The sequence below is a fragment of the Cryobacterium sp. 10C3 genome (assembly GCF_034314285.1).
Lineage (GTDB): Bacteria > Actinomycetota > Actinomycetes > Actinomycetales > Microbacteriaceae > Cryobacterium > Cryobacterium glucosi.
Map to the genome: position 1 here is coordinate 1,817,492 of NZ_JAVIWF010000002.1, position 19,037 is coordinate 1,836,528.

Genomic DNA, 19,037 nt, shown 5'->3' on the forward strand with positions numbered 1-19,037 from the left:
CGGAATCCGAGACAGTGGCGACGGGAAGGACCCCGGTGAACTATCGAACAGCAGCGCTGAACAAGCTCCTCTTTTCCAGGGCCACGATGGCCTGGGGGCTGAACCCTCTGAAGATCAGCCAGATGCCGAGCGAGAACTCGAATACGGCAACGAGGAGCGCTGAGGCTCCCGCCAATGCGTCGTGTTGACCGATGAGCCCGGTGAATACGGCGAGATAGCTCGCAAGGAGTACGGGGGCTCCAACGATTCCGATCAGGGACAGGGCCCGGGGCACCAGACGGGACTGGAACAGCAAGATCCCCAGGAGCAGGTCACAGACGGCCGGCATGAAACTCTGACTCAAGAGGAAGATGCGATCGTACAGGTAGGCGAGCGTGTGGCCGGCGACCACGACGTCTGTTCCAGTACCGCCCTGCCGTAATGCCACGATCGTCAGGATCACGGCAACGCCGAGCAAGATGGCGCTCGACTCCAGTATCCGTGCGGCCACCAGGCCCAGTGCGGCCGCTTCGTTCTGCTTCTTGAGCACGGGGAACAGAACGACGGCGGTGCCGATACCCGCGAGGGCGACAATGATCTCCGAGAGACCGCCGAGCAAGGCCCCGGTGTCCGGGCCGGGGCCAAGAACATAGTCCGCACCCTTTACCGGGCCGTACAGGACGAGGGACGGAATCGAGACGAAGGTGAGCACATAAAGGATGCCCGCGATCAACGAAGTCCTTCGATATGGGGAGCGAGCCGGGACGGTTGCGTGTTCGGTGGCCATGTTCGTTCCTCCACTTTTCGGTTTTCAGGTCGAGGCAGGTCGATCGGGCAACCACGATGGTCTCGACGGGATTCGCAAGATCCTGAGCTTCGTCAGCGTAGTCCCGCGTCCCCGCTGGGGATAGGAGCGCCCTCCAGTGGCCGTCCGAACCCCTTTGAGCGATGACAGCTACGACCCGGTGACGGATGATATGGACCTCACGCGACCGATGCTACGTGCCCACTCGCATCCGTCACTGGCTGAGTTGGGCGAGGAGTTGTAAGGCGTCGGCGTCGGGGGTGCCCGGCTGTGCCTGGTAGGTGAGGACGCGCAGGTTGGATTCAGCTGGCCGGAGGACGTCGAAGTCGAGGGTGAGCCGACCGACCAAGGGGTGGGCGAAAAGGTGTTGGCCATAGCTGAGGTCGTGCACGGGGTGCTCAGCCCAGATCCTGGCGAACGCGTCGCTGCGTTGTGCGAGCTCACCGATGACTCCGCTGAGTCGTTTGTCGTCGGGGCAGGTGCTCGACGAGTACCGGAGGAACCCAACGACTTCACGCGCCATGGTCTCTGAATCCTCGAACAGCTCGGGGCCAGCGCATCCGAGGAAGAAGCGCTGGGCGAAATTCGGACGGATGTCGTCCCGCTCGGTCGCGTCAAAGGGAAGGTCGTGGGCAAGTAGTAGGTGACCGAGCCTGTTCCAGGCGTAGATATCGTTGGCGTGATCGAAGACGATCGCAGGCCCGGGAAGGGCCGCGATGAGCCGCAAGATGCTCTGGCGCGGCCGTTCGGCTGGGACACCGATCGCACGCGCGTACGAGGGGCGCGCGAGGCGACGGAGGTGGAGTGCTTCATCGGGGTCGAGCCGCATGGCGCGAATGAGGGCTTCGATCACCTGATCAGATGCTCGCTCTGCATCCGCTGCCTGCTCGAGCCGGGTGTAATAGGCGACGCTCACGCCGACCAGCTGAGCGATCTCTTCTCGCCGCAGTCCGGGAACACGCCGCGCCCCATAGGCATTCACCCCAACCGCTTCCGGAGTCAGCGCGGCGCGGCGGCTGCGAAGGAAGTCCCCAAACTCTGTTGACATCATCCCAGTATGCGCGGTGCAGCGACCGGTCGGGAGGATCAGCCTGACCCTGCTGGTGGTACGCACACCGGGGGTCTGGCTGGTCATCACCGACAACGACAGGCTAGGGCAAATGCACTCACGTATGACCCGACACCAACTCGTCGCACTCCTGATCCTCCTTTCCTCGCAGTTCCTGCTCTCGGTGGACTTTTCGATTCTGAACGTCGCACTTCCGGAAATCGGGTCGGCATTGGGGTTTGCGTCCGCCGATGTGCAGTGGGTCGCGACGACGTTCGCGCTGTGCGCGGCGGGCTTCACGTTGTTGCTCGGGCGGCTGGGCGATTGGGTCGGACGTCGCCGGATGTTCGTCATCGGTATGGCAGTCCTCGCTGGAGCATCGCTCGTGGGCGGCTTCGCTGGCTCTCCCGCGGTTCTGCTCGTAGCGCGGGCGCTGCAGGGCTTGGCGACAGCGGCCGCGATGCCCGCCGCGCTCGCGCTGATCACCTCCATCTTCCCGGAGGGGCCGCTCCGACGCCGGGCACTCGGGCTGAGCAGCGTCCTCGCCTCGCTGGGATTCACTGCCGGCGCGGTGTTCGGCGGGATCTTGACGAACTACCTGTCCTGGCGGGCAGCGTTCCTCGTCAACGTCCCGATCGCCGCCGCAGTCGTTGTACTGGCGCTACTCATCATCCGCGAACCAACCAGAGAGCATCAGGCCCGCCTTGACGTGCGCGGTGCGGCGCTCATCACCACGGCGCTGATCACCCTGGTCTTCGCGATGTCCCGCTTCGGTGAGCACGGCGTCACGGACCCGAACGGCCTGATCTGTCTCGCCGCCAGCATTGTCCTGATCGTCTTCTTCATCCGCACCGAGCGACGCCACAGCGCCCCGCTGGTGCCCCTGAAGCTCCTGACACGGCCGAATATCCTCGCCGGTCACCTCATCGGCTTCGCATCGCTCGCGATGGAGACCGGCCTTGTGTTCCTGTCCACGATGTACTTCCAGCACGTGCTGGAACTCGACCCGCTCATCACCGGTCTGATCATCGGCTTGACAGGCGTCGGCGCTGTCGTCGGCGGCGTCATCGGGCCCCGCGTCGTCGGACGGCTGGGTATCCGCGGCGCGATGCTCCTTGGCCTCGGAACCCAGGCGCTGGCAACCGCCGCACTCGTCGCCGTGAACGACCACCCCGGATCGATCGCCCTCTACTCCGTGGTCGGCTTCATAGCCGCGATCGGTCATATGGTCGCCGTCGTCACATTCCTGGTTGCCGCGACGTCCGGTGTCGAACCGGGACAACAGGGCCTCGCGACCGGCTTGGTCACAATGACACAGCAGGTCGGCATGACCCTCGGCACCCCGATCGTGTCGGCGATCGCGACCGCTGCCGGCGGCCTCTCCAGCCTCCTCGCCCTACGCATCGGAATCGGCATCGACGCCCTCATCGTCGCCGCATTCATCGCGGTGGTCGCCATCGTCCTCCGACGAGTCAGCATCCGCCGTGCGCCAGGGTCACCGCTCGACGCACACCCCGACGCTCACTCCGAAGCAGAACAGGCGACAACCCTCTCGTGATCCTCCACAAGCACCCCCATCCCACGGTTCTCCCGCGAACAGAACGCACCTTTCTCCTCATCGACCCCGGCACGTTCACACCTGCTGCGCCTCGGCTGGTCGGCGGGACGTCCGCCGTCCTGGTCACACACGACCACCCCGACCACTTCGACGTCGACCTGCTCTCCGCGGCACTCGAGTCCCAGCGAGAGCTCCGGATCTGGGCGCCGGCAGACGTCGTGGCGCAGGTCCACAACAACGACGGCCGGGTTACGGTCGTCGCACCCGGGGACAGTGTCGATATCGATGGATTCCAGGTGGACGTCGTCGGAGGAACGCACGCGGTGATCCATCCGGACATGCCCGAGACTGACAACTCGGTCCTGCATCGAGACGATCGCGATCCTTGGATCCATGAGTGGTTCGTCAACCAACGCCGCGGTCGCCCGTGACACGACGCAGAGCAGCCTCTGCACGAACCGGCGAATGAAATAGTCGCCCGATGCGACTGTCATGGTCTAGAAGGCCCGGAAGTCCAGCTTCGATTCCGCGACGGCGAGAACCGACCAGGTGCCGCCCTCGGCATCCGTGAATGCGAACGCGGGAACCACCAGGACGCTCCCGTCCGGCTGCCACTGGGTGGTGAGACCTAGGCGTGCACTGACGATCTCGACCTTGTTCACCGGCCAGGAGACCGAGGTGCCGGCGACTGGTGTTGCCGGCGGCTCCGTCGGTGCCACCCACTCCTCGGTCGTCGACGCCTGATCGCGGAGGGCGATCGGCAGAGACGTCGCCGCTCCGCTGAACCGCGGGTCTGAGAGGCGTTCGAAGCCCTCTTGCTCGCTGACCACCGGGTACGTTCCCAGAGCGATGACGTCGGCGAGGGCACCGTTGGCGTTGACGACACCACCTTCGGCCATCTCCAAGGACCAGCCCTGGTCGACCTGCTGCCCGTCGATGACCGGTTTTGCCGTGACGGTTCGTGTGGGAGAGCCCTCCGACACCTGAGAGGTGAATTCGAACTCGGCGGGGTCCCGGCCGGCGGCGGCGAGGAGCGCACGAAGCGCTCCGATCGCGGCGTCTTCGCTCGGCGGCTGGCCGGTCGGCTCGCAGGCGCTGTCACCCTCGCACTTCCACGGGTTTATTTGCGGGTTCTGGAAGTAGAAGGACAGCATGCCGTCGAGACTCACGGACAGGCTCGGGGCGCTGCCATCCTGCGGGCCGGCGACCCAGCTGCCGTCCCGCAGTTCGGCTGGTGACCCGATGCCGAGCGCCGCGGCGAGCGCGGTGACCTTGTCTGAGCTGGATGCCGAACGAGGGTCGTAGGCGTAGGCCTGAGCTGTGCCCGCCTGTGTGCCAAGACCGGACGCGCTGAAGGCGTTCCGGCCGGATCCGTGGGGGTAGGTCGAGGAAGACATCTTCTGGTCGGTCGCGGCGCCAGAACCCACGGATGTCTCCATTCCGCCGTGCGCGACGCTGTCGGGGCGCCCATTGGACTGCAGAGTGATGGGCGGAGCAGCGCCGTCGGCCAGGCTCTTCGGCCCGCCTTCGCTCGCTCCGATCCCGTATCCCGCGGCACCGACGATCGCGATCGACGCCGCGACCGCGACGAACGGGAGCCAGCGCGGCCGTCGGCGTGCTCGTGCCGTCTCCAGGTCGGCCACGGGTGCCGATCCGGACATCGGTTCAGCCTCAGGGCCGGTCATCCGAGCGACGACCTCGTCGGCGAACCCGGCACGTGCCTCGATATCCCCCGCGGGGTCGGCGGCACGCAGCCGGGCGACCGGGTCTTGTTGTTTGTCGTCGTCGTTCATGTCAATCAGCCTCCGGGCTTTCGGTTCACCTGGTATATGTGCGCTCCGTGCCGCATCTTGCAGAAGCCCTAGAACGACATCCGCTCGCCCCAGGCTTCTCGCAATCGCTTGCGCGCACGCGACAGCGCGGCGTCCGCCCCGGATCGGGAGATACCGAGCACCTCGGCGAGCTCGGCTCCGTCCAGGCCCTCCCACGCGTGCAGAAGAAGGATCTGCCGGTCGCGCTCGCTCACGCTTGCCAGCGCGCCACGGAGTTCCGCATCGAACAGGCTGTTCAGCTCCGGATCGCCGTCGACTCGCGCCACGCCCGACTCGGGCACCTCGTCGACCGGAAGATCGATGTGCTTCCTGCGCGCATTCGCGAGCGTGAATCCCGCCGTGCGATACAGCCACGGCAGCACGGCCTCCCGGGGCACGTCGTTGCGTCGACGCCAGGCTGTCGCGAAGACCTCAGCGGCCAGGTCCTCGGCATCCTGACGCGGCCCGCGGCGGGCGAAATAGCGGATGAGCGCGGTCGAGTACTCGCGGACCATCACGGTGAACCAGTCCACATCGGCCGCAGTCGTGGGCGGGTCCGCACTGTCAGGCAGCGCCACTCCTCGCTCCTGTCCGCGGTGGCTGGGGTGTCGGCGATGCTCACCTACTGAATATGTCGCATCCGCCGTAACTCTTGCACGCAGCGCCCGAATTTTCGGAGAACATCGTCACCTTCCTGCCCTCTCGTAAGAAGCGAAAGCTTTCTGGGTCGGAATACTTTTGGTTTCGATGTCCTCCAACGTGCGGCCACGAGTTTCGGGGACACGAGTCCGAATGAAGATGACACCAAGAATGCAAATGGCACCAAAGATCGCGAACACCGCGTCCTGGCTCATCAGTGCGGTCATGATCGGGAACAAGAGACCGACAGCGAACGATCCGATCCAGTTGAAGGACGATGCGATACCAGAGGCCCTGCCGCGAATCGCCATTGGGAAGATCTCTCCAACGATCACCCAGGTGAGTGGGGCCCACGTGAACGAATAGGCTGCCACGTAGATGCTCAAGAACACCACGATCATCATCGGGTTCGCGTCCTTCATCACGGTATTCAGTATCGCGGGCAGCAGGAAGGACACACCCATGATCGTGCCGCCCACGGTCAGCAAGAGGCGTCGGTTGAACTTGTCCGCGATCACCAGGAACAGCAATGAGCCGAGCACTAGGAGCACGCCCTGGATGATCGGCCACATCAGCGCCGAACTTGCCGCATTACCTGTGGCCTTTTCCACGATCAACGGGATGTAGTAGAAGATCGCGTTGGCACCTTGGAGCTGCTGGAACGCGGCGACACCGACACCCGCAATGACGAGATACCGGTACTTGCTGTCGAACAACGTTGCAAGTGAGGTATTGCCAGCCGCCTGCTTCTCGACTTGGGCCGTTTCTGTGATCGATCTGAGCTCGGCATCGACCTCGTCTGGGCGGCGAATGTAGCGAAGTACCGTGAGTGCCTCGTCTTCCTTGCCGACTTTCACCAGGAACCGGGGCGATTCGGGCAACCGCAACACGCCCAGATACAGAATCACAGCCGGCACTGCGGCCGTCGCGAGCATCACTCGCCACGCCCACGCTTCGGGCAGATCCTTCAGCAGGAAATCCAAGATGTATGAGATCAGCATGCCGGAGACAATCATTGTCTGATTCAGGCCGGACAAGCGTCCACGTAGCCGCGCGGGTGCAAGCTCGGACATGTACGCGGGAACCGATGCGGACGCCGCGCCGACCGCCAGCCCCAGGAAGATTCGGGCGATGACCAGATAGATGACACCATCCTCGGGTGCCAGGCCGCAGAGAATTGATCCGAGCATGAAGACGACCGCTGCGGCGAGAATCATCTTGCGCCGTCCGAATCGATCGGAAAGCTGTCCGGCCACAGCGCCACCGAAGATGGCGCCGAACATGACGCCAGAGGTTACCCAACCGATGATGGCGGCATCGTCAAGGCCCCAGTCGCTTTGCAGGAACGGGAGCGCCCCAGTCATGACTCCGATGTCGTAGCCGAAAAGGATGCCTCCGAATGATCCGAAGAAGTAGATGAACTTGCTGTCGATCTTTTTTCTTTTTCCATTTTTCACTCCGAGTGAGGAACTAGTTTCAGCCCCGGTTGATCACTAGGAAGGATGGCTGGCCGGGACGTCGTCTCGGGCCTAGGCCGTTGTGCCATGAGTGCGTTCTCGGCGATGAAATGGAGCGCGGCACATTATGGTGTGCTCAGCTATTCCCTATCGCAGCTGTCCACTCTGACGCATGCCTCTGACGCATGCCCTTCCCGGTTATGGGACTTGGATGCCACGCCAGTGGGCTCTTTGGCCGAAAGTGATCGCTAACATCAAGCTTTTTGTTAGCCTAGCTCACAAGATTTCAGCATCGTGCCGCTGACCGACTTGGGTCGAGGCGGTGGTTCGCCGACCGGGCCCGCTCCTTCGGCCCGGCCGCGGGGTCAGTCTCCGGCTGTTCCCCGGCTGGAACACCACCACGACCACCAACCACGATGACAACCGTCTTGACTTCCGCCTCGGAGCCGGCGCAGCGGAGAACAGCGAGCTGGGGCACGTCGCCATCTAAGCTGGGCCTTCTGCCCACGGAAGGAACCTCAATGAGCATGGAAAGCGCGGCCTGGAGCTCGCTGTACAAGATCTCTTCCGCCAGGGACGGCAAGAACGGCTTCTCCCGTGAGTCCGTTCGGCGGATCCTGACGTTCGCGGTGCCCTACCGGTCCAAGCTTCTGATCTTCATCACCCTCTCCATCGTGGGAGCTTTCCTCGCGGTCGCGACGCCGGTACTCGCCGGCAAGGTGGTCGACGTCATCGTCGCCCAGGGCGCGGTCACCACGATCGTTTGGATCGCAGTGGTCATCGCCCTCGTGGCCGTGGCCGACGCCGCCGTATCACTCGTGACGCGCTGGTACTCGGCGCGGATCGGCGAAGGCGTGATCCTGGACCTCCGCACTGCCGTCTTCAACCACGTGCAGAAGATGCCGATCGCGTTCTTCACCCGCACGCGGACGGGCGCCCTCGTGAGCCGCCTCAACAACGATGTGATCGGCGCTCAGCAGGCCTTTAGCGGCACGCTGTCCGGCGTGGTCACGAACCTCGTGGCGCTGACCCTCACCCTGATCGTCATGCTCAGCACGTCCTGGCTCGTGACGGTTCTCGCCGTGATCATGCTCCCCATCTTTCTGGTGCCCGCGCGCCGCATGGGCAGCCGCCTCGCCGCGCTGCGCCGCGAGGCCGCCGACCACAATTCCGCCATGAGTACGCAGATGACCGAGCGCTTCTCGGCGCCCGGCGCCACCCTCGTCAAGCTGTTCGGCCGGCCCGACGAGGAGGCCGAGGAGTTCCGCGTCCGCGCCGCCCGCGTCCGCGACATCGGGGTCCGGACCGCGATGCTGCAGTTCGTCTTCTTCACCGCACTGATGCTCGTCTCTGCTCTCGCTCTGGCGCTCGTGTACGGGCTCGGCGGCTCCCTCGCACTCGCCGGCCAGCTGAATACGGGTGACGTGGTCACCTTGGCGCTCCTCCTCACCCGCCTCTACGCGCCGCTCACCGGCCTGGCAAACGCACGGGTGGAGATCATGAGCGCGGTGGTCAGCTTCGAGCGCGTCTTCGAGGTGCTGGACCTCGAACCGCTCATCCAGGAGAAGCCCGACGCCGTCCCCATCCCCGAAGGCCCAGTGGCCGTCGAGTTCGACAACGTCCGCTTCGCCTACCCGTCCGCGGACAAAGTCTCCCTCGCCTCCCTCGAAGAGGTTTCCACGCTGGACACCCGCGGCGGCGAGGAGGTGCTGCACGGCGTGTCCTTCAGGATTGAGCCGGGGCAGACCGTTGCCCTCGTTGGTTCGTCCGGTGCCGGAAAGTCCACAATTGCGCAGCTCCTCTCGCGCCTGTATGACGTCGACAGCGGCGCCGTACGCCTCGCGGGGACGGATGTCCGCGATGTCACGTTCGTCTCCATGCGGCACAGCCTGGGCATGGTGACGCAGGACGGCCACCTGTTCCACGAGACCATCCTCTCCAATCTGCGCCTTGCGAGGCCGGAGGCGTCCGACGACGAGGTGTGGGACGCCGTCCGCCGTGCGCGGCTCGAGCCGCTTATCCGGTCGCTGCCGGACCAGCTGGACACCATGGTGGGAGAGCGTGGCTACCGGCTGTCCGGGGGTGAGCGCCAGCGGATGACCATCGCGAGACTCCTGCTCGCCCAGCCGCGCGTCGTCATCCTCGATGAGGCAACGGCGGCGCTGGACTCGACGTCTGAGGCCGCCGTGCAGGCGGCGCTCAGCGAGGCGCTCAAGGGACGGACGGCGATGGTGATCGCACACCGCCTCTCCACCATCCGCAACGCGGACCTGATCCTCGTGGTTGAGGACGGCTCGATCGTGGAGCGCGGTACGCACGAGGAACTGCTGGCTGTGGGTGGTCGGTACGAGGAATTACACCGGACCCAGTTCGCCGTGCAGAAGAATGTTGCGGCCGATGAGGAAGCGCTGAGCCGGACCTAGTCGCTGAGCTCGGCCGTGTCGGCACAGGGAAGGATCCGTATATCGCTGTGCTCATGCCTCGATCACACACGCATGTGTGCTTGTATGGTAGTGTGCAGACATCCCCGGAACGAGCCTGGGACCCTGAAGCAGAAGGCACAATGACGTGAGCCCCCTCATCGACAAATCGACCCCACGCGTGTACACGGCCCGACCCATCACGCTTGCCCGGAGCATCGGCTTCGGTGTCCTGGACCTCATGGGCGGCGGCTGGAACACCATCATCAGCGGCCTGATGCTGTACTTCTTCACGACCTACGGGGACGTCAGCGCCGTCCAAGCCGGCACGATCCTCTTCATCGCCCGCATCGTCGACGCGGTCGTCAGCCTCATCATCGGCCCGCTGACCGACAACTTCTATCGGACCCGCCTGGGCAAAAAGTTCGGCCGCCGCCACTTCTTCCTGCTCATCGGCGCACCCTTGCTCCTCGTCGTCTTCCCCCTGCTGTGGATCTCGCAACAGGGCTTCTGGTACTACCTGATCGTCTACCTGGCTGTTGAGATGATCATGGCGATGATTCTCATCCCGTGGGAGACCCTGCCCACCGAGATGACGGACAACTACAAGCTGCGGACGAAGCTCAGCTCAACCCGCATGTTCCTGTCGGCCACGGGCACCTTCCTCGTCTTCTTCATCCCGGCCCAGATCAAGGGGACGAACAACCCGAACGCCTACCTCATCACCGGTCTCATCTTCTCCGTGCTGTTCGCCGGCGCCGTCATCACGACGTACTTCACCACCTGGGAGCGCAAGCTCACCCCGGAGTTCCTCGCGGAGCTCGACGCCCAGCCCAAGGTGCCTGTCGGAAAGCTCATCACCGACAACCTCAAGGACTGTCGGCTCGACGTTCAAGAACTCGAGCTTCCGCAAGCACCTGGCGATCTATCTCTTCTCCTTTACGGGCAAGGACATCTTCGCCACAGCGCTGACGTTCTTCGTCGTGTACGCCGTGCACGGCAGCGAGTCTTTCGGCCTCACCCTCCAGGCGCTGTCCATCATCGGGCTGCCGACCACGGTGCTCGCCGCATTCCTCATGATCCGCAAGGGCCCGCGCTACTTGTTTGCCATGTCCTACTCCGTGATCATCGCCTGCCTGCTCGCCCTCGGCGCGATCTACCTCATCCAGCCGTCCTCGACGATGGTGCTGCTCGTCATCGTCGGCCTCGCGTATCAGGCCGGACGATCCATCCTCGAGTTCACGCCGTGGAACGTCTTCCCGTTCATCCCCGACGTCGACCGGATTATGACCCGCCAGGACCGCGCCGGAATCTATGCCGCGGTGATGACCTTCGGCCGCAAGTCGACAGGCGCGGTCGCGACCCTCATCGTCTCGTGGTTCCTGGACCTGGGTGGATTCCTCAAGCCCGGCAGCGAGGGCGGCGTGCAGCTCGACGCCTCGTGCCTCAACTCCTGCCCCCTCGTTCAGAGCTCCGGCACCCAGCACGTCATCGCACTCGTCGTCATCGTCGGGCCGCTCGTCCTCATCGCTATCGCGTTCGCCATCTCACGGTTCATGTACCTCGACCCGCAGAACCACGCAGTTCTGCGCGCCGAGATCGACCGCCTCGAGGCCGGCGGCTCCAAGGACGAGGTCACCTCCGAGGCCCGTGTGGTCGTCGAGAAGCTGACCGGCCACCCGTACGAGTCGGCCTGGCCCGAGGACGCGATCTCCCCGACCGCCACGACCGTCTCCAACGGGGGCTGACCGGCACACCGGCTCGATGCCCCACACCCGTCGAGGGCCGCACGCACTAGGAGCGCTGAACCGTGACCGACACGTCGAGCAACACCGGCACCGCCAAGGAAGTTACGGACGTTCTTCCGCTTTCGCGGATGGAACGATTGAAAACGCTCGATCCTCGGCGCAAAGTGGAAGGTAGATCGGCGGGTCGGTGAGCCAGTCCATGTGCGAAATCCACGCGGCTGCTCCTGAAGGAGACATCACGGTCGTTTCATTGCCCGTTTGGCTGCATCAGATCCCCGGTGGAGGCACATCGGGATGGTTCCGGCAGCAGCACTTCCACGGATCCCTTATCCCACCCGAGGATGTGCAGGAGTGATCCTCGGCCTCGGATCGGTCGTGCCGTAAAGTGCATCGCGTGCGCACTGATCCGAGTACCTGGTTCCTCAGCCGGGCCGAGCGCGGAAACCTGTCCACGGACGTGCATGCGGGTAGTGCCGGATCGCCGGCCTGGTCGGAGGGCAACCTCGTGGTGCCCCTGGTGCATGGCACCACCTACTTCGCCCGGCTGCACGAGGAGTTGACGGCGTTGCAGGCGGGAGACCGCGTCTGGTTCACCGACTGGCGTGGCGATGCCGACGAGCGGATGCTGCCGGACGGGCCATCGATCGGCGATCTGCTCGCTGGACTGGCCCGCTCGGGAGTGGAAGTGCGCGGCCTCGTCTGGAGATCCCACGGGGAAAGCGTGTCGGCCCCGATGAGCGGCCGCTCCAACGAACGGCTGGGTCGCGAGATCAACGAGGCTGGCGGCGAGGTGCTGCTGGACGAGCGCGTGCGCCTCTTCGGCTCGCATCACCAGAAGTTCTTCGTCATCCGCCGTCGGGACGACCCGTCGCGGGACATCGCGTTCGTCGGCGGACTCGACCTTTGCCACGGCCGCCGGGACGACGCCGGACACACGGGAGACCCGCAGGCGCTGGATATGGATCCGCGGTACGGCAAACGCCCGCCGTGGCACGATGCCTCCCTCGAACTGCACGGCCCCGTGGTGGCAGACCTACTGGCGGTGTTCGCCGAGCGATGGAACGACCCTCACCCACTGGACCGGCGCACGCCCTACCGGATGCTGCTACAGCGTCTCGCCCGCATGCCCCGGCACCCCAGGCCCCTGCCGGAATCCGCGCCACCACCGCCGCCGGCGGGCCCGCACGCCGTGCAGCTGCTGCGCACCTACGGTGTGAAGCGCCCACCGTTCCCGTTCGCGCCTGCCGGGGAGCGCAGCATTGCCCGCGCCTACGGGAAGGCCTTCGCCCGCGCGCGCTCGCTGATCTACATAGAGGACCAGTATCTGTGGTCCACGGAAGTCGCAGCCGCTCTCGCGGCGGCCCTCACACGCAACCCCGAGTTGACCCTGATCGTCGTCGTGCCCCGGTATCCCGACTCCGACGGGCGTCTCGCCGGGCCGGCAAGCCGGCTGGGCCAGTTGCGGGCACTCAGCATGCTCCGCCGCGCCGCGCCAGGCCGGGTCGGCGTTTTCGACCTCGAGAACGCCGCGGGCACTCCGATCTACGTGCACGCCAAGGTCTGCATCGTCGACGACACGTGGGTCACCTGTGGCTCGGACAACTTCAATCGCCGATCGTGGACCACCGACAGCGAGCTCACGTGCGCCGTCATCGATACCACCCCGGGCACCCCGGAAGCACCCGGCGCAGGGAACGGCCCCGATGCTTCCGGGCGTCTGGCCCGGGACCTCCGCCTGCAACTGTGGTCGGAACACCTGGGCCTGGACCCGGACGATCCCGCGCTCGGCGACCCCGCCGCCGCGCTCCGCCTGTGGAACACCACCGCCGACGGCCTCGACGACTGGCACGCAACCGGCCACCGCGCGACCCGCCCCACGGGACGAGTGCGCCACCACACTCCCGAACCGGTCACGCGCATCCAGCGGCTCTGGGCGGTCCCCATCGGGCGCTTCGTCATGGACCCGGATGGCCGGCCCCGCCCGTTGCGAGGTACCGCGCGCTTTTAGGCCGCGCAGTTCTAGGTCCGACGGTTTCGCCCAGGCAGCCGCATCCGCGAAATGTTCAACCTCGCTCACATGCCGGCGCACCAGCAGCCGGCACCGAATCGCAAGTCCTTGGGCAGCCTGAGTTGCGTCTTAGGACTCCGAGGGCACCAAGGGAAGTTCGGCTCCGTAGTTCCAAGACACGATGGCCGGCTGCTCACGGTAGAAGCTGAGCACGGAGACTGATCCAGCATCCAGGGTGATTTGAGCACCGAATCGAGGGGCCATCCTCAGGTACACGGCGGTGAGAATGCGCAGGAAATGGCCGTGCGCGATCAGGGCGACATTTCCCTCCTCCATGGCAGGCAGCACCCGCGTGAGCACCCGCGACGCGCGGGCGGCGACCTCCTCGACCGTCTCACCGGGCGTGTGACCACGAATCACGCCGTGGGTGAATGCGCTCCAGTTGTAGCCGAGTTCGCTGCGGATATCGCGCGTCGTACGCCCCTCGTACCCGCCGTAGTCCCACTCAATGAGAAGCGGATCAACCTCCGCTTGAAGGCCAGCGAGCTCAGCAGTGCGTCGCGCACGCTGCAGCGGCGAGGTCAGCACGAGGGAGAAATCGTAGCCGGCCACTAACCTGCCCGCGCCGCGGGCCAGTTCCTCTCCCCGGTCGGTGAGCGGAACATCCGTGAGTCCAGTGTGTTTACCCTCCTTCGACCACTCCGTCTCCCCATGGCGCAAGAGAATCAGCTTCCCTGACGGGTTATCCGGAGCGGGGTGGCTGGGCAGCGGCTCGTTCATGAACATACGGCAACAGTAGTATCACCCCCGGTTTCGATGGAGGTTCTTGATTGATGGAAAGGCCAGCGTTCACCCCGCGGGCGTTCGAAACGGGTGGGGGAATGGGCATCCCAGCAATCACGCGGCTACGGCCGTTCATGGTGAGCGCAGACGACTCGGGAAGCGAAGAGATGCTCGCCCCCGGGAACCCCGGATGCCGCTCTCGACATGGACGTACTGCGCTCCCACGCGGGTGTGAGTTCTAGCGCTGCCCGTCGCGGCCGACCGAGAGGTCCACGAGACCTTCGACACGACCGCCCGGATGACCTCAGGAGCCTAGACGTTCCGTGGGCCTTTACGGTTTTAGCCGGGTGCCTCGATGAGACCGCTCGCGTAGCGCGGGGCTCTCGTTAAATCCTCTAACCAAAAAGTCCCGGAAACCCTTGAGTTTCCGGGACATTTGGTCGGGCTGACAGGATTTGAACCTGCGACCCCCTGACCCCCAGTCAGGTGCGCTACCAAGCTGCGCTACAGCCCGTCACCCTCCGCCAACACACTTCGAGAAGCGCATTCTGCAGGAGACAACTTAGAAAGCTTACCGCCTCCGGCGACCTCTTGTGTGCACAACGGACGCCCGGCGACGCCCGTCCCTCAGCGCGGCGTCCACCGGGGCGAACGACCGCTCCCGCCAGCGGACCGCCCGGCCCCGAACTCGCGGCGCAGCTGCCGCCAGATCCGGGGCAGGAGAACGGCGTCGCCGAGGAGCGGGCGGCGGTGCTGCACGATGACCGAACCGAATCCGGGGGCCGCCGGGCTGAAGCTGAGACGCTCCGGGAAATTCGCGAGCGTCCAGCCGCGCACGCCCAGGTCGACCGCGGAGACCGAGCCAGGTGCGGACGGCGAGGGCGGTGAGGACGGCCCGGACGCGGCGCGGGCCGGCATGGCCAGGCCGCGGGGGGCATCCACTTCGGCGGGCACGGCCGCTACTCCCCCGGCCCGACCGCTACGGAAATCGCCGAGGGCACTCGTGCGGATGAGCGCGGTGGACCCGACCCAGAACGAGGCTCCATACCGGGACGCGCTGCGGTGCAGGAGGCTGCGGATCCCCGGGAAGAATCGCCCGGTGCACTGGCCGCCCTGCGGGAACGACGGGGTTTGGACCACGGCGACACCGCGGTGCTCCGGTTCGTCCAGGAAGTAGATCGAGCGCAGGCAGTAATCGCTGAGGAGCTGGGCTTCCGGCCCGAGGGTGAGCAGGTAGTCCGTCTCGGCGACATCGCCGGTGCCGGTGCCGGTGGAAGTAGCAGTGGCACCGATCTGGTCCACGTAACCGGCGAGGCTGCCGTCGAAGATCTCCAGTTCGGCGGAGAACGTCCAGGCGAGGCGGCGCTGAAGACGGAGCATCCGCTCGGGGGTCTGCGGGATGTGCTCGGAGATGGCCCGGTCGAGGTCCGCGGCGATGCGGGCGAAGTCGGCGGCGGGACCGCCGAGGGTGTGCGTGCTGAAGACGGCACTCGACGGGTCGGTGACGGCCTCGTCGAGGCGCTGCCGGGCCAGCCAGGCGACGGCCCAGCGGTAGTCGGCGGCGAGGCCGTCGATGAGGTCTTCGGCCACCTCGTGGGCGTCGGTCGCGTCGTGGCCCCAGGCGAGTTCGAGCTCCAGCACGAACAGGGCGTCTTCGAACCGGGCGCGGGGTTCGGCCAGGGCATCGGTGAGCCGGCGCACGATCATCAGGGCCTCGGCCTGGGCGCTCGGCTCTGAGCTGGCGTCGAGCAGCAGCACGACCCGGAGCGTGGGGTATTCCTGCAGGGCCGCGGACCAGAGCGAGGCGCGCAGGGCGTGCGGCCCGGTTCGGGCACCGGCACTGTCGCCCCCGGCGACGAGCACGGTCAGGGCCTCCTGGCGTGCGGCGAAGTGACGCTCCAGTTCCCTGCGCGGGACGCGCACGTGCTCGTTCAGCCGGATCAGGGCGCCCTGCCGAGCGGCTAGGTAGCAGAGGAGCGCGATCGCACACAGGGTCGCGCCAGCCACGGACAGCGCGCGGTCGAGGATCGACCAGGGCGCGCCGTCGATTCCCGTCTGGCGGAGGATGACGACGGCGAGCAGGGCAGCCCAGCCGACCACCACGGTGAAGATGGCGGCGCGACCATAGGCGATCTCGGGGACTGCCTCGGCGCGATGCCCGGTCAGACGGGCGGCGCGATGCGGGCATCCGACGGCGCAGTCGACGCGAGTGGTGCGGCGGGCGGCACCGTTCGGGCGGCGAAACGTTTTCGGGTCAGCGAAGCAGGGAACTTCGTATGCATGGACAATCCTCGGGTAAGGCTTGAATGTCGAAATCCCCGATTCGGGCGGGGATCCGACACGTGTGGCGGGTGGCGAGCTCCCCGATTCGGGCGGGGATCCGACACCTGTGGCACCGCTGGGGCGCTAGCCCGAATGTAGAGGAGAGCGCCGATGCGCGACAGTCCCCGGTTCGGGGCGGCGGCGCATCCGTGCACGTCGATCGGCCCGGCAACATCGCCACAGGCGCTTAAACGACGGATGCGTCGCCTCCCCTACCGGGGACGGCGACGCATGCGTCAGGTCAAGCGTGGAACGACTGCTTAGCGCTTGCGCTTCTCGCGGACGCGCATGCTGATGTTGATCGGGCTGCCCTCGAAACCGTAGACCTCGCGGAGGCGACGCTGGATGAAGCGACGGTAGCCCGGGTCGAGGAACCCGGTGGTGAAGATGACGAAGGTCGGCGGGCGGCTCGAGGCCTGGGTGCCGAACAGGATGCGCGGCTGCTTGCCGCTGCGCACGGGGTGCGGGTGCTCTGCGGCGAGCTCGGCGAGGAAGGCGTTGAACTTGCCGGTGGCGACGCGGGTGTCCCACGACTCGAGGGCGACCTCGAGGGCGGGGACGAGCTTCTCCATGTGGCGGCCGGTCTTCGCCGAGATGTTCACGCGGGGGGCCCATGCCACGTGGGCGAGGTCGAGCTCGATCTCGCGCTCGAGGTACCGGCGACGGTCGTCGTCGATCTGGTCCCACTTGTTGAAGGCGAGCACGAGGGCGCGGCCGGATTCGAGGACGAGGTCGATGACGCGCACGTCCTGCTCGGAGATGACCTCGGTCACGTCGATGAGCACGACGGCGACCTCGGCCTTTTCGAGTGCGGCGCTCGTGCGGAGCGAGGCGTAGAAGTCGGCGCCCTGGGAGAGGTGCACGCGACGGCGGATGCCGGCGGTGTCGACGAAGCGCCAGACCTTGCCGCCGAGTTCGACCTGCTCGTCGACCGGGTCGCGGGTGGTGCCGGCGAGCTCGTTGACGACAACGCGCTCTTCGCCGACGACCTTGTTGAGGAGGCTGGACTTGCCGACGTTCGGGCGGCCGAGGATGGCGACGCGGCGGGGGCCGCCGACTTCCTGCTTGGCGACGGCGGAGATCTCGGGAAGCTTCTCGAGGATCGCGTCGAGCAGGTCGGCGACGCCGCGGCCGTGCAGGGCCGAGACGGGCCACGGCTGGCCGAGGCCGAGCGACCACAGGTTGGCCGATTCGGGCTCCTGGCGCACGTCGTCGACCTTGTTGGCGACGAGGAAGACCGGCTTGCCGGCCTTGCGGAGCAGGCGAACGACGGCTTCATCGGTCGAGGTCGGGCCCACGTTGGAGTCGACGACGAACATGACAACGTCGCACAGCTCGATGGCGAGCTCGGCCTGCATGGCGACGGAGGCGTCGATGCCCTTGGCGTCGGGCTCCCAGCCGCCGGTGTCGACGATGCTGAACTTGCGTTCGTGCCATTCGCCCTTGTAGGTGACGCGGTCGCGGGTGACGCCGGGGGTGTTCTCCACGACAGCCTCACGGCGGCCGAGGATGCGGTTGACGAGCGCCGACTTGCCGACGTTCGGGCGGCCGACGATGGCGATGACCGGCAGGGCCGGGAGGTAGGTGATCGCGTCGGGGTCGTCCGTCACCGAGTCGAGGACATCGAAGTCCTCGTCGTCGAGGTCGTAGTCGTTGAGCCCGGTGCGGAGGGCGGCGGCGCGCTGTGTCGCCAGGTCGTCGTCGAGATCGTCCAGTCTTGCCCCGAGGTCGGGGTCGAGATCGGGAAGTGTTTCGTCGTATTCGTTAGTCATGCGAGGTCCTCGCGGTACGTGTGTTGATGACCTCGATGACCGCGCCAATGGTCTGTTCGAAGTCGAGATGGGTGGAGTCGACGGTGTTCACACCGTCTGCGGCGCTCATGAATTCGACGACCTGTGAGTCGGCGCGATCCCTCGATCGCAACTGATCTGCCACGGTTTGAGCCGATTGAGTCGATATTTCCGCAGAGCGCCTAGCCATTCTAGCTTGTTCGGATGCCGTGAGCAGGATCCGGACCTCCGCCTCCGGTGCGACGACGGTCGTGATGTCCCGTCCTTCGACGACGATTCCGGGCCGGTCGACGCCCGCTGCGATGCTGCGGAACAGCGCGGTGAGGTGGGCGCGCACGGCGGGGACGCGGGCGACGGCGCTCACGATCGCCGAGACGGCCGGCTCCCGGATGGCCTCGGTGACGTCGACCGCTCCGACGCTGACGGCCGGGTCGTCGGGGTCTGTGCCGATCGCATAGTCGAAGGAGGGCAGGGCGCCGATGACGGCATCCGTGTCAGCGGGGTCGATGGCGCGGTCGCGCACGAACCAGGCGAGGGCCCGGTAGGCGGCGCCGGTGTCGAGGTAGCCGTAGCCGAGGCGGCGGGCGACGGCACGGCTGACGCTCGACTTGCCGCTCCCGGCGGGGCCGTCGATGGCGACGACGAGCGGATGCGTGGATTCAGTCATGT

General features: G+C 66.1%; 16 protein-coding genes, 1 tRNA gene and 1 pseudogene. 7 read left to right on the forward strand and 11 right to left on the reverse strand.

The features are described 5' to 3' along the window. Positions 1-40: 40 nt before the first annotated feature. Positions 41-712, reverse strand: a complete 672-nt coding sequence (locus RGU41_RS09510; RefSeq protein ID WP_322136107.1) for a DUF4386 domain-containing protein — start codon at positions 710-712, stop codon at positions 41-43. A gap of 286 nt (positions 713-998) precedes the next feature. Beyond that, the gene (locus RGU41_RS09515) at positions 999-1,919 is read right to left on the reverse strand and encodes a helix-turn-helix transcriptional regulator (RefSeq protein WP_198413404.1); all 921 of its coding nucleotides are present in this window, start codon (positions 1,917-1,919) and stop codon (positions 999-1,001) included. A gap of 37 nt (positions 1,920-1,956) precedes the next feature. Between RGU41_RS09515 and RGU41_RS09520 the strand changes: the two genes are divergently transcribed. Both RGU41_RS09520 and RGU41_RS20870 read left to right on the forward strand, forming a co-directional pair. After that, positions 1,957-3,390, forward strand: coding sequence for an MFS transporter (locus RGU41_RS09520; RefSeq protein WP_322136108.1), 1,434 nt, complete (start codon positions 1,957-1,959; stop codon positions 3,388-3,390). Further along, positions 3,387-3,821: an MBL fold metallo-hydrolase gene (locus RGU41_RS20870; protein ID WP_369125143.1), complete on the forward strand. Its 435-nt coding sequence runs from the start codon at positions 3,387-3,389 to the stop codon at positions 3,819-3,821. Before RGU41_RS09520 ends, RGU41_RS20870 begins: the two co-directional genes overlap by 4 nt. A 66-nt stretch (positions 3,822-3,887) precedes the next feature. Here the strand turns inward: RGU41_RS20870 and RGU41_RS09530 are convergent, their stop codons facing one another. The 3 genes from RGU41_RS09530 to RGU41_RS09540 form a co-directional block, all read right to left on the reverse strand. After that, positions 3,888-5,183, reverse strand: coding sequence for a hypothetical protein (locus RGU41_RS09530; protein ID WP_322136110.1), 1,296 nt, complete (start codon positions 5,181-5,183; stop codon positions 3,888-3,890). 68 nt (positions 5,184-5,251) lie between these two features. Continuing rightward, complete coding sequence (locus RGU41_RS09535) at positions 5,252-5,779, reverse strand: sigma-70 family RNA polymerase sigma factor (RefSeq protein ID WP_322136111.1); 528 nt, start codon at positions 5,777-5,779, stop codon at positions 5,252-5,254. A 108-nt stretch (positions 5,780-5,887) separates the two neighbouring features. Then, positions 5,888-7,297 carry a sugar porter family MFS transporter gene (locus RGU41_RS09540; RefSeq protein WP_322136112.1) on the reverse strand — a complete coding sequence of 470 codons (1,410 nt, stop codon included), beginning with the start codon at positions 7,295-7,297 and terminating at the stop codon, positions 5,888-5,890. 322 nt (positions 7,298-7,619) lie between these two features. Between RGU41_RS09540 and RGU41_RS09545 the strand changes: the two genes are divergently transcribed. From RGU41_RS09545 to RGU41_RS20875, 3 genes and pseudogenes are all read left to right on the forward strand, one after another. Beyond that, entirely contained in the window at positions 7,620-7,787 is a 168-nt protein-coding gene (locus tag RGU41_RS09545) for a hypothetical protein (protein ID WP_198413402.1), read from the forward strand. Positions 7,788-7,818: 31 nt separating this feature from the next. After that, a complete protein-coding gene (locus RGU41_RS09550) occupies positions 7,819-9,720 on the forward strand; it encodes an ABC transporter ATP-binding protein (RefSeq protein WP_322136113.1) in 1,902 nt (633 codons plus the stop codon). A gap of 274 nt (positions 9,721-9,994) precedes the next feature. Next, positions 9,995-10,459 (forward strand): annotated as a pseudogene (locus RGU41_RS20875) (MFS transporter); the annotation flags it as partial. Here RGU41_RS20875 and RGU41_RS09555 read toward each other — a convergent pair. After that, positions 10,346-10,630 (reverse strand): hypothetical protein, encoded by a 285-nt coding sequence (locus tag RGU41_RS09555; RefSeq protein ID WP_322136114.1) that lies wholly within the window; start codon positions 10,628-10,630, stop codon positions 10,346-10,348. The pseudogene RGU41_RS20875 and the gene RGU41_RS09555 sit on opposite strands and share 114 nt — an antisense overlap. Here RGU41_RS09555 and RGU41_RS09560 point away from each other — a divergent pair. Both RGU41_RS09560 and RGU41_RS09565 read left to right on the forward strand, forming a co-directional pair. Continuing rightward, entirely contained in the window at positions 10,560-11,465 is a 906-nt protein-coding gene (locus RGU41_RS09560; RefSeq protein ID WP_322137332.1) for an MFS transporter, read from the forward strand. The genes RGU41_RS09555 and RGU41_RS09560 overlap by 71 nt on opposite strands. A 394-nt stretch (positions 11,466-11,859) precedes the next feature. Next, the gene (locus RGU41_RS09565) at positions 11,860-13,473 is read left to right on the forward strand and encodes a phospholipase D family protein (protein ID WP_322136115.1); all 1,614 of its coding nucleotides are present in this window, start codon (positions 11,860-11,862) and stop codon (positions 13,471-13,473) included. 129 nt (positions 13,474-13,602) lie between these two features. Here the strand turns inward: RGU41_RS09565 and RGU41_RS09570 are convergent, their stop codons facing one another. From RGU41_RS09570 to cmk, 5 genes are all read right to left on the reverse strand, one after another. Next, entirely contained in the window at positions 13,603-14,253 is a 651-nt protein-coding gene (locus tag RGU41_RS09570) for a histidine phosphatase family protein (RefSeq protein WP_322136116.1), read from the reverse strand. A gap of 440 nt (positions 14,254-14,693) precedes the next feature. Next, positions 14,694-14,770 (reverse strand) — tRNA-Pro (locus RGU41_RS09575). Between the two features lie 113 nt (positions 14,771-14,883). Then, the gene (locus tag RGU41_RS09580) at positions 14,884-16,359 is read right to left on the reverse strand and encodes a hypothetical protein (RefSeq protein WP_322136117.1); all 1,476 of its coding nucleotides are present in this window, start codon (positions 16,357-16,359) and stop codon (positions 14,884-14,886) included. A 479-nt stretch (positions 16,360-16,838) separates the two neighbouring features. Further along, on the reverse strand, positions 16,839-18,350 hold the full coding sequence (gene der, locus RGU41_RS09585) for a ribosome biogenesis GTPase Der (RefSeq protein ID WP_134450163.1): 1,512 nt from the start codon (positions 18,348-18,350) through the stop codon (positions 16,839-16,841). Beyond that, a complete protein-coding gene (gene cmk / locus RGU41_RS09590) occupies positions 18,343-19,035 on the reverse strand; it encodes a (d)CMP kinase (protein WP_134450162.1) in 693 nt (230 codons plus the stop codon). Before cmk ends, der begins: the two co-directional genes overlap by 8 nt. Positions 19,036-19,037: the final 2 nt, after the last annotated feature.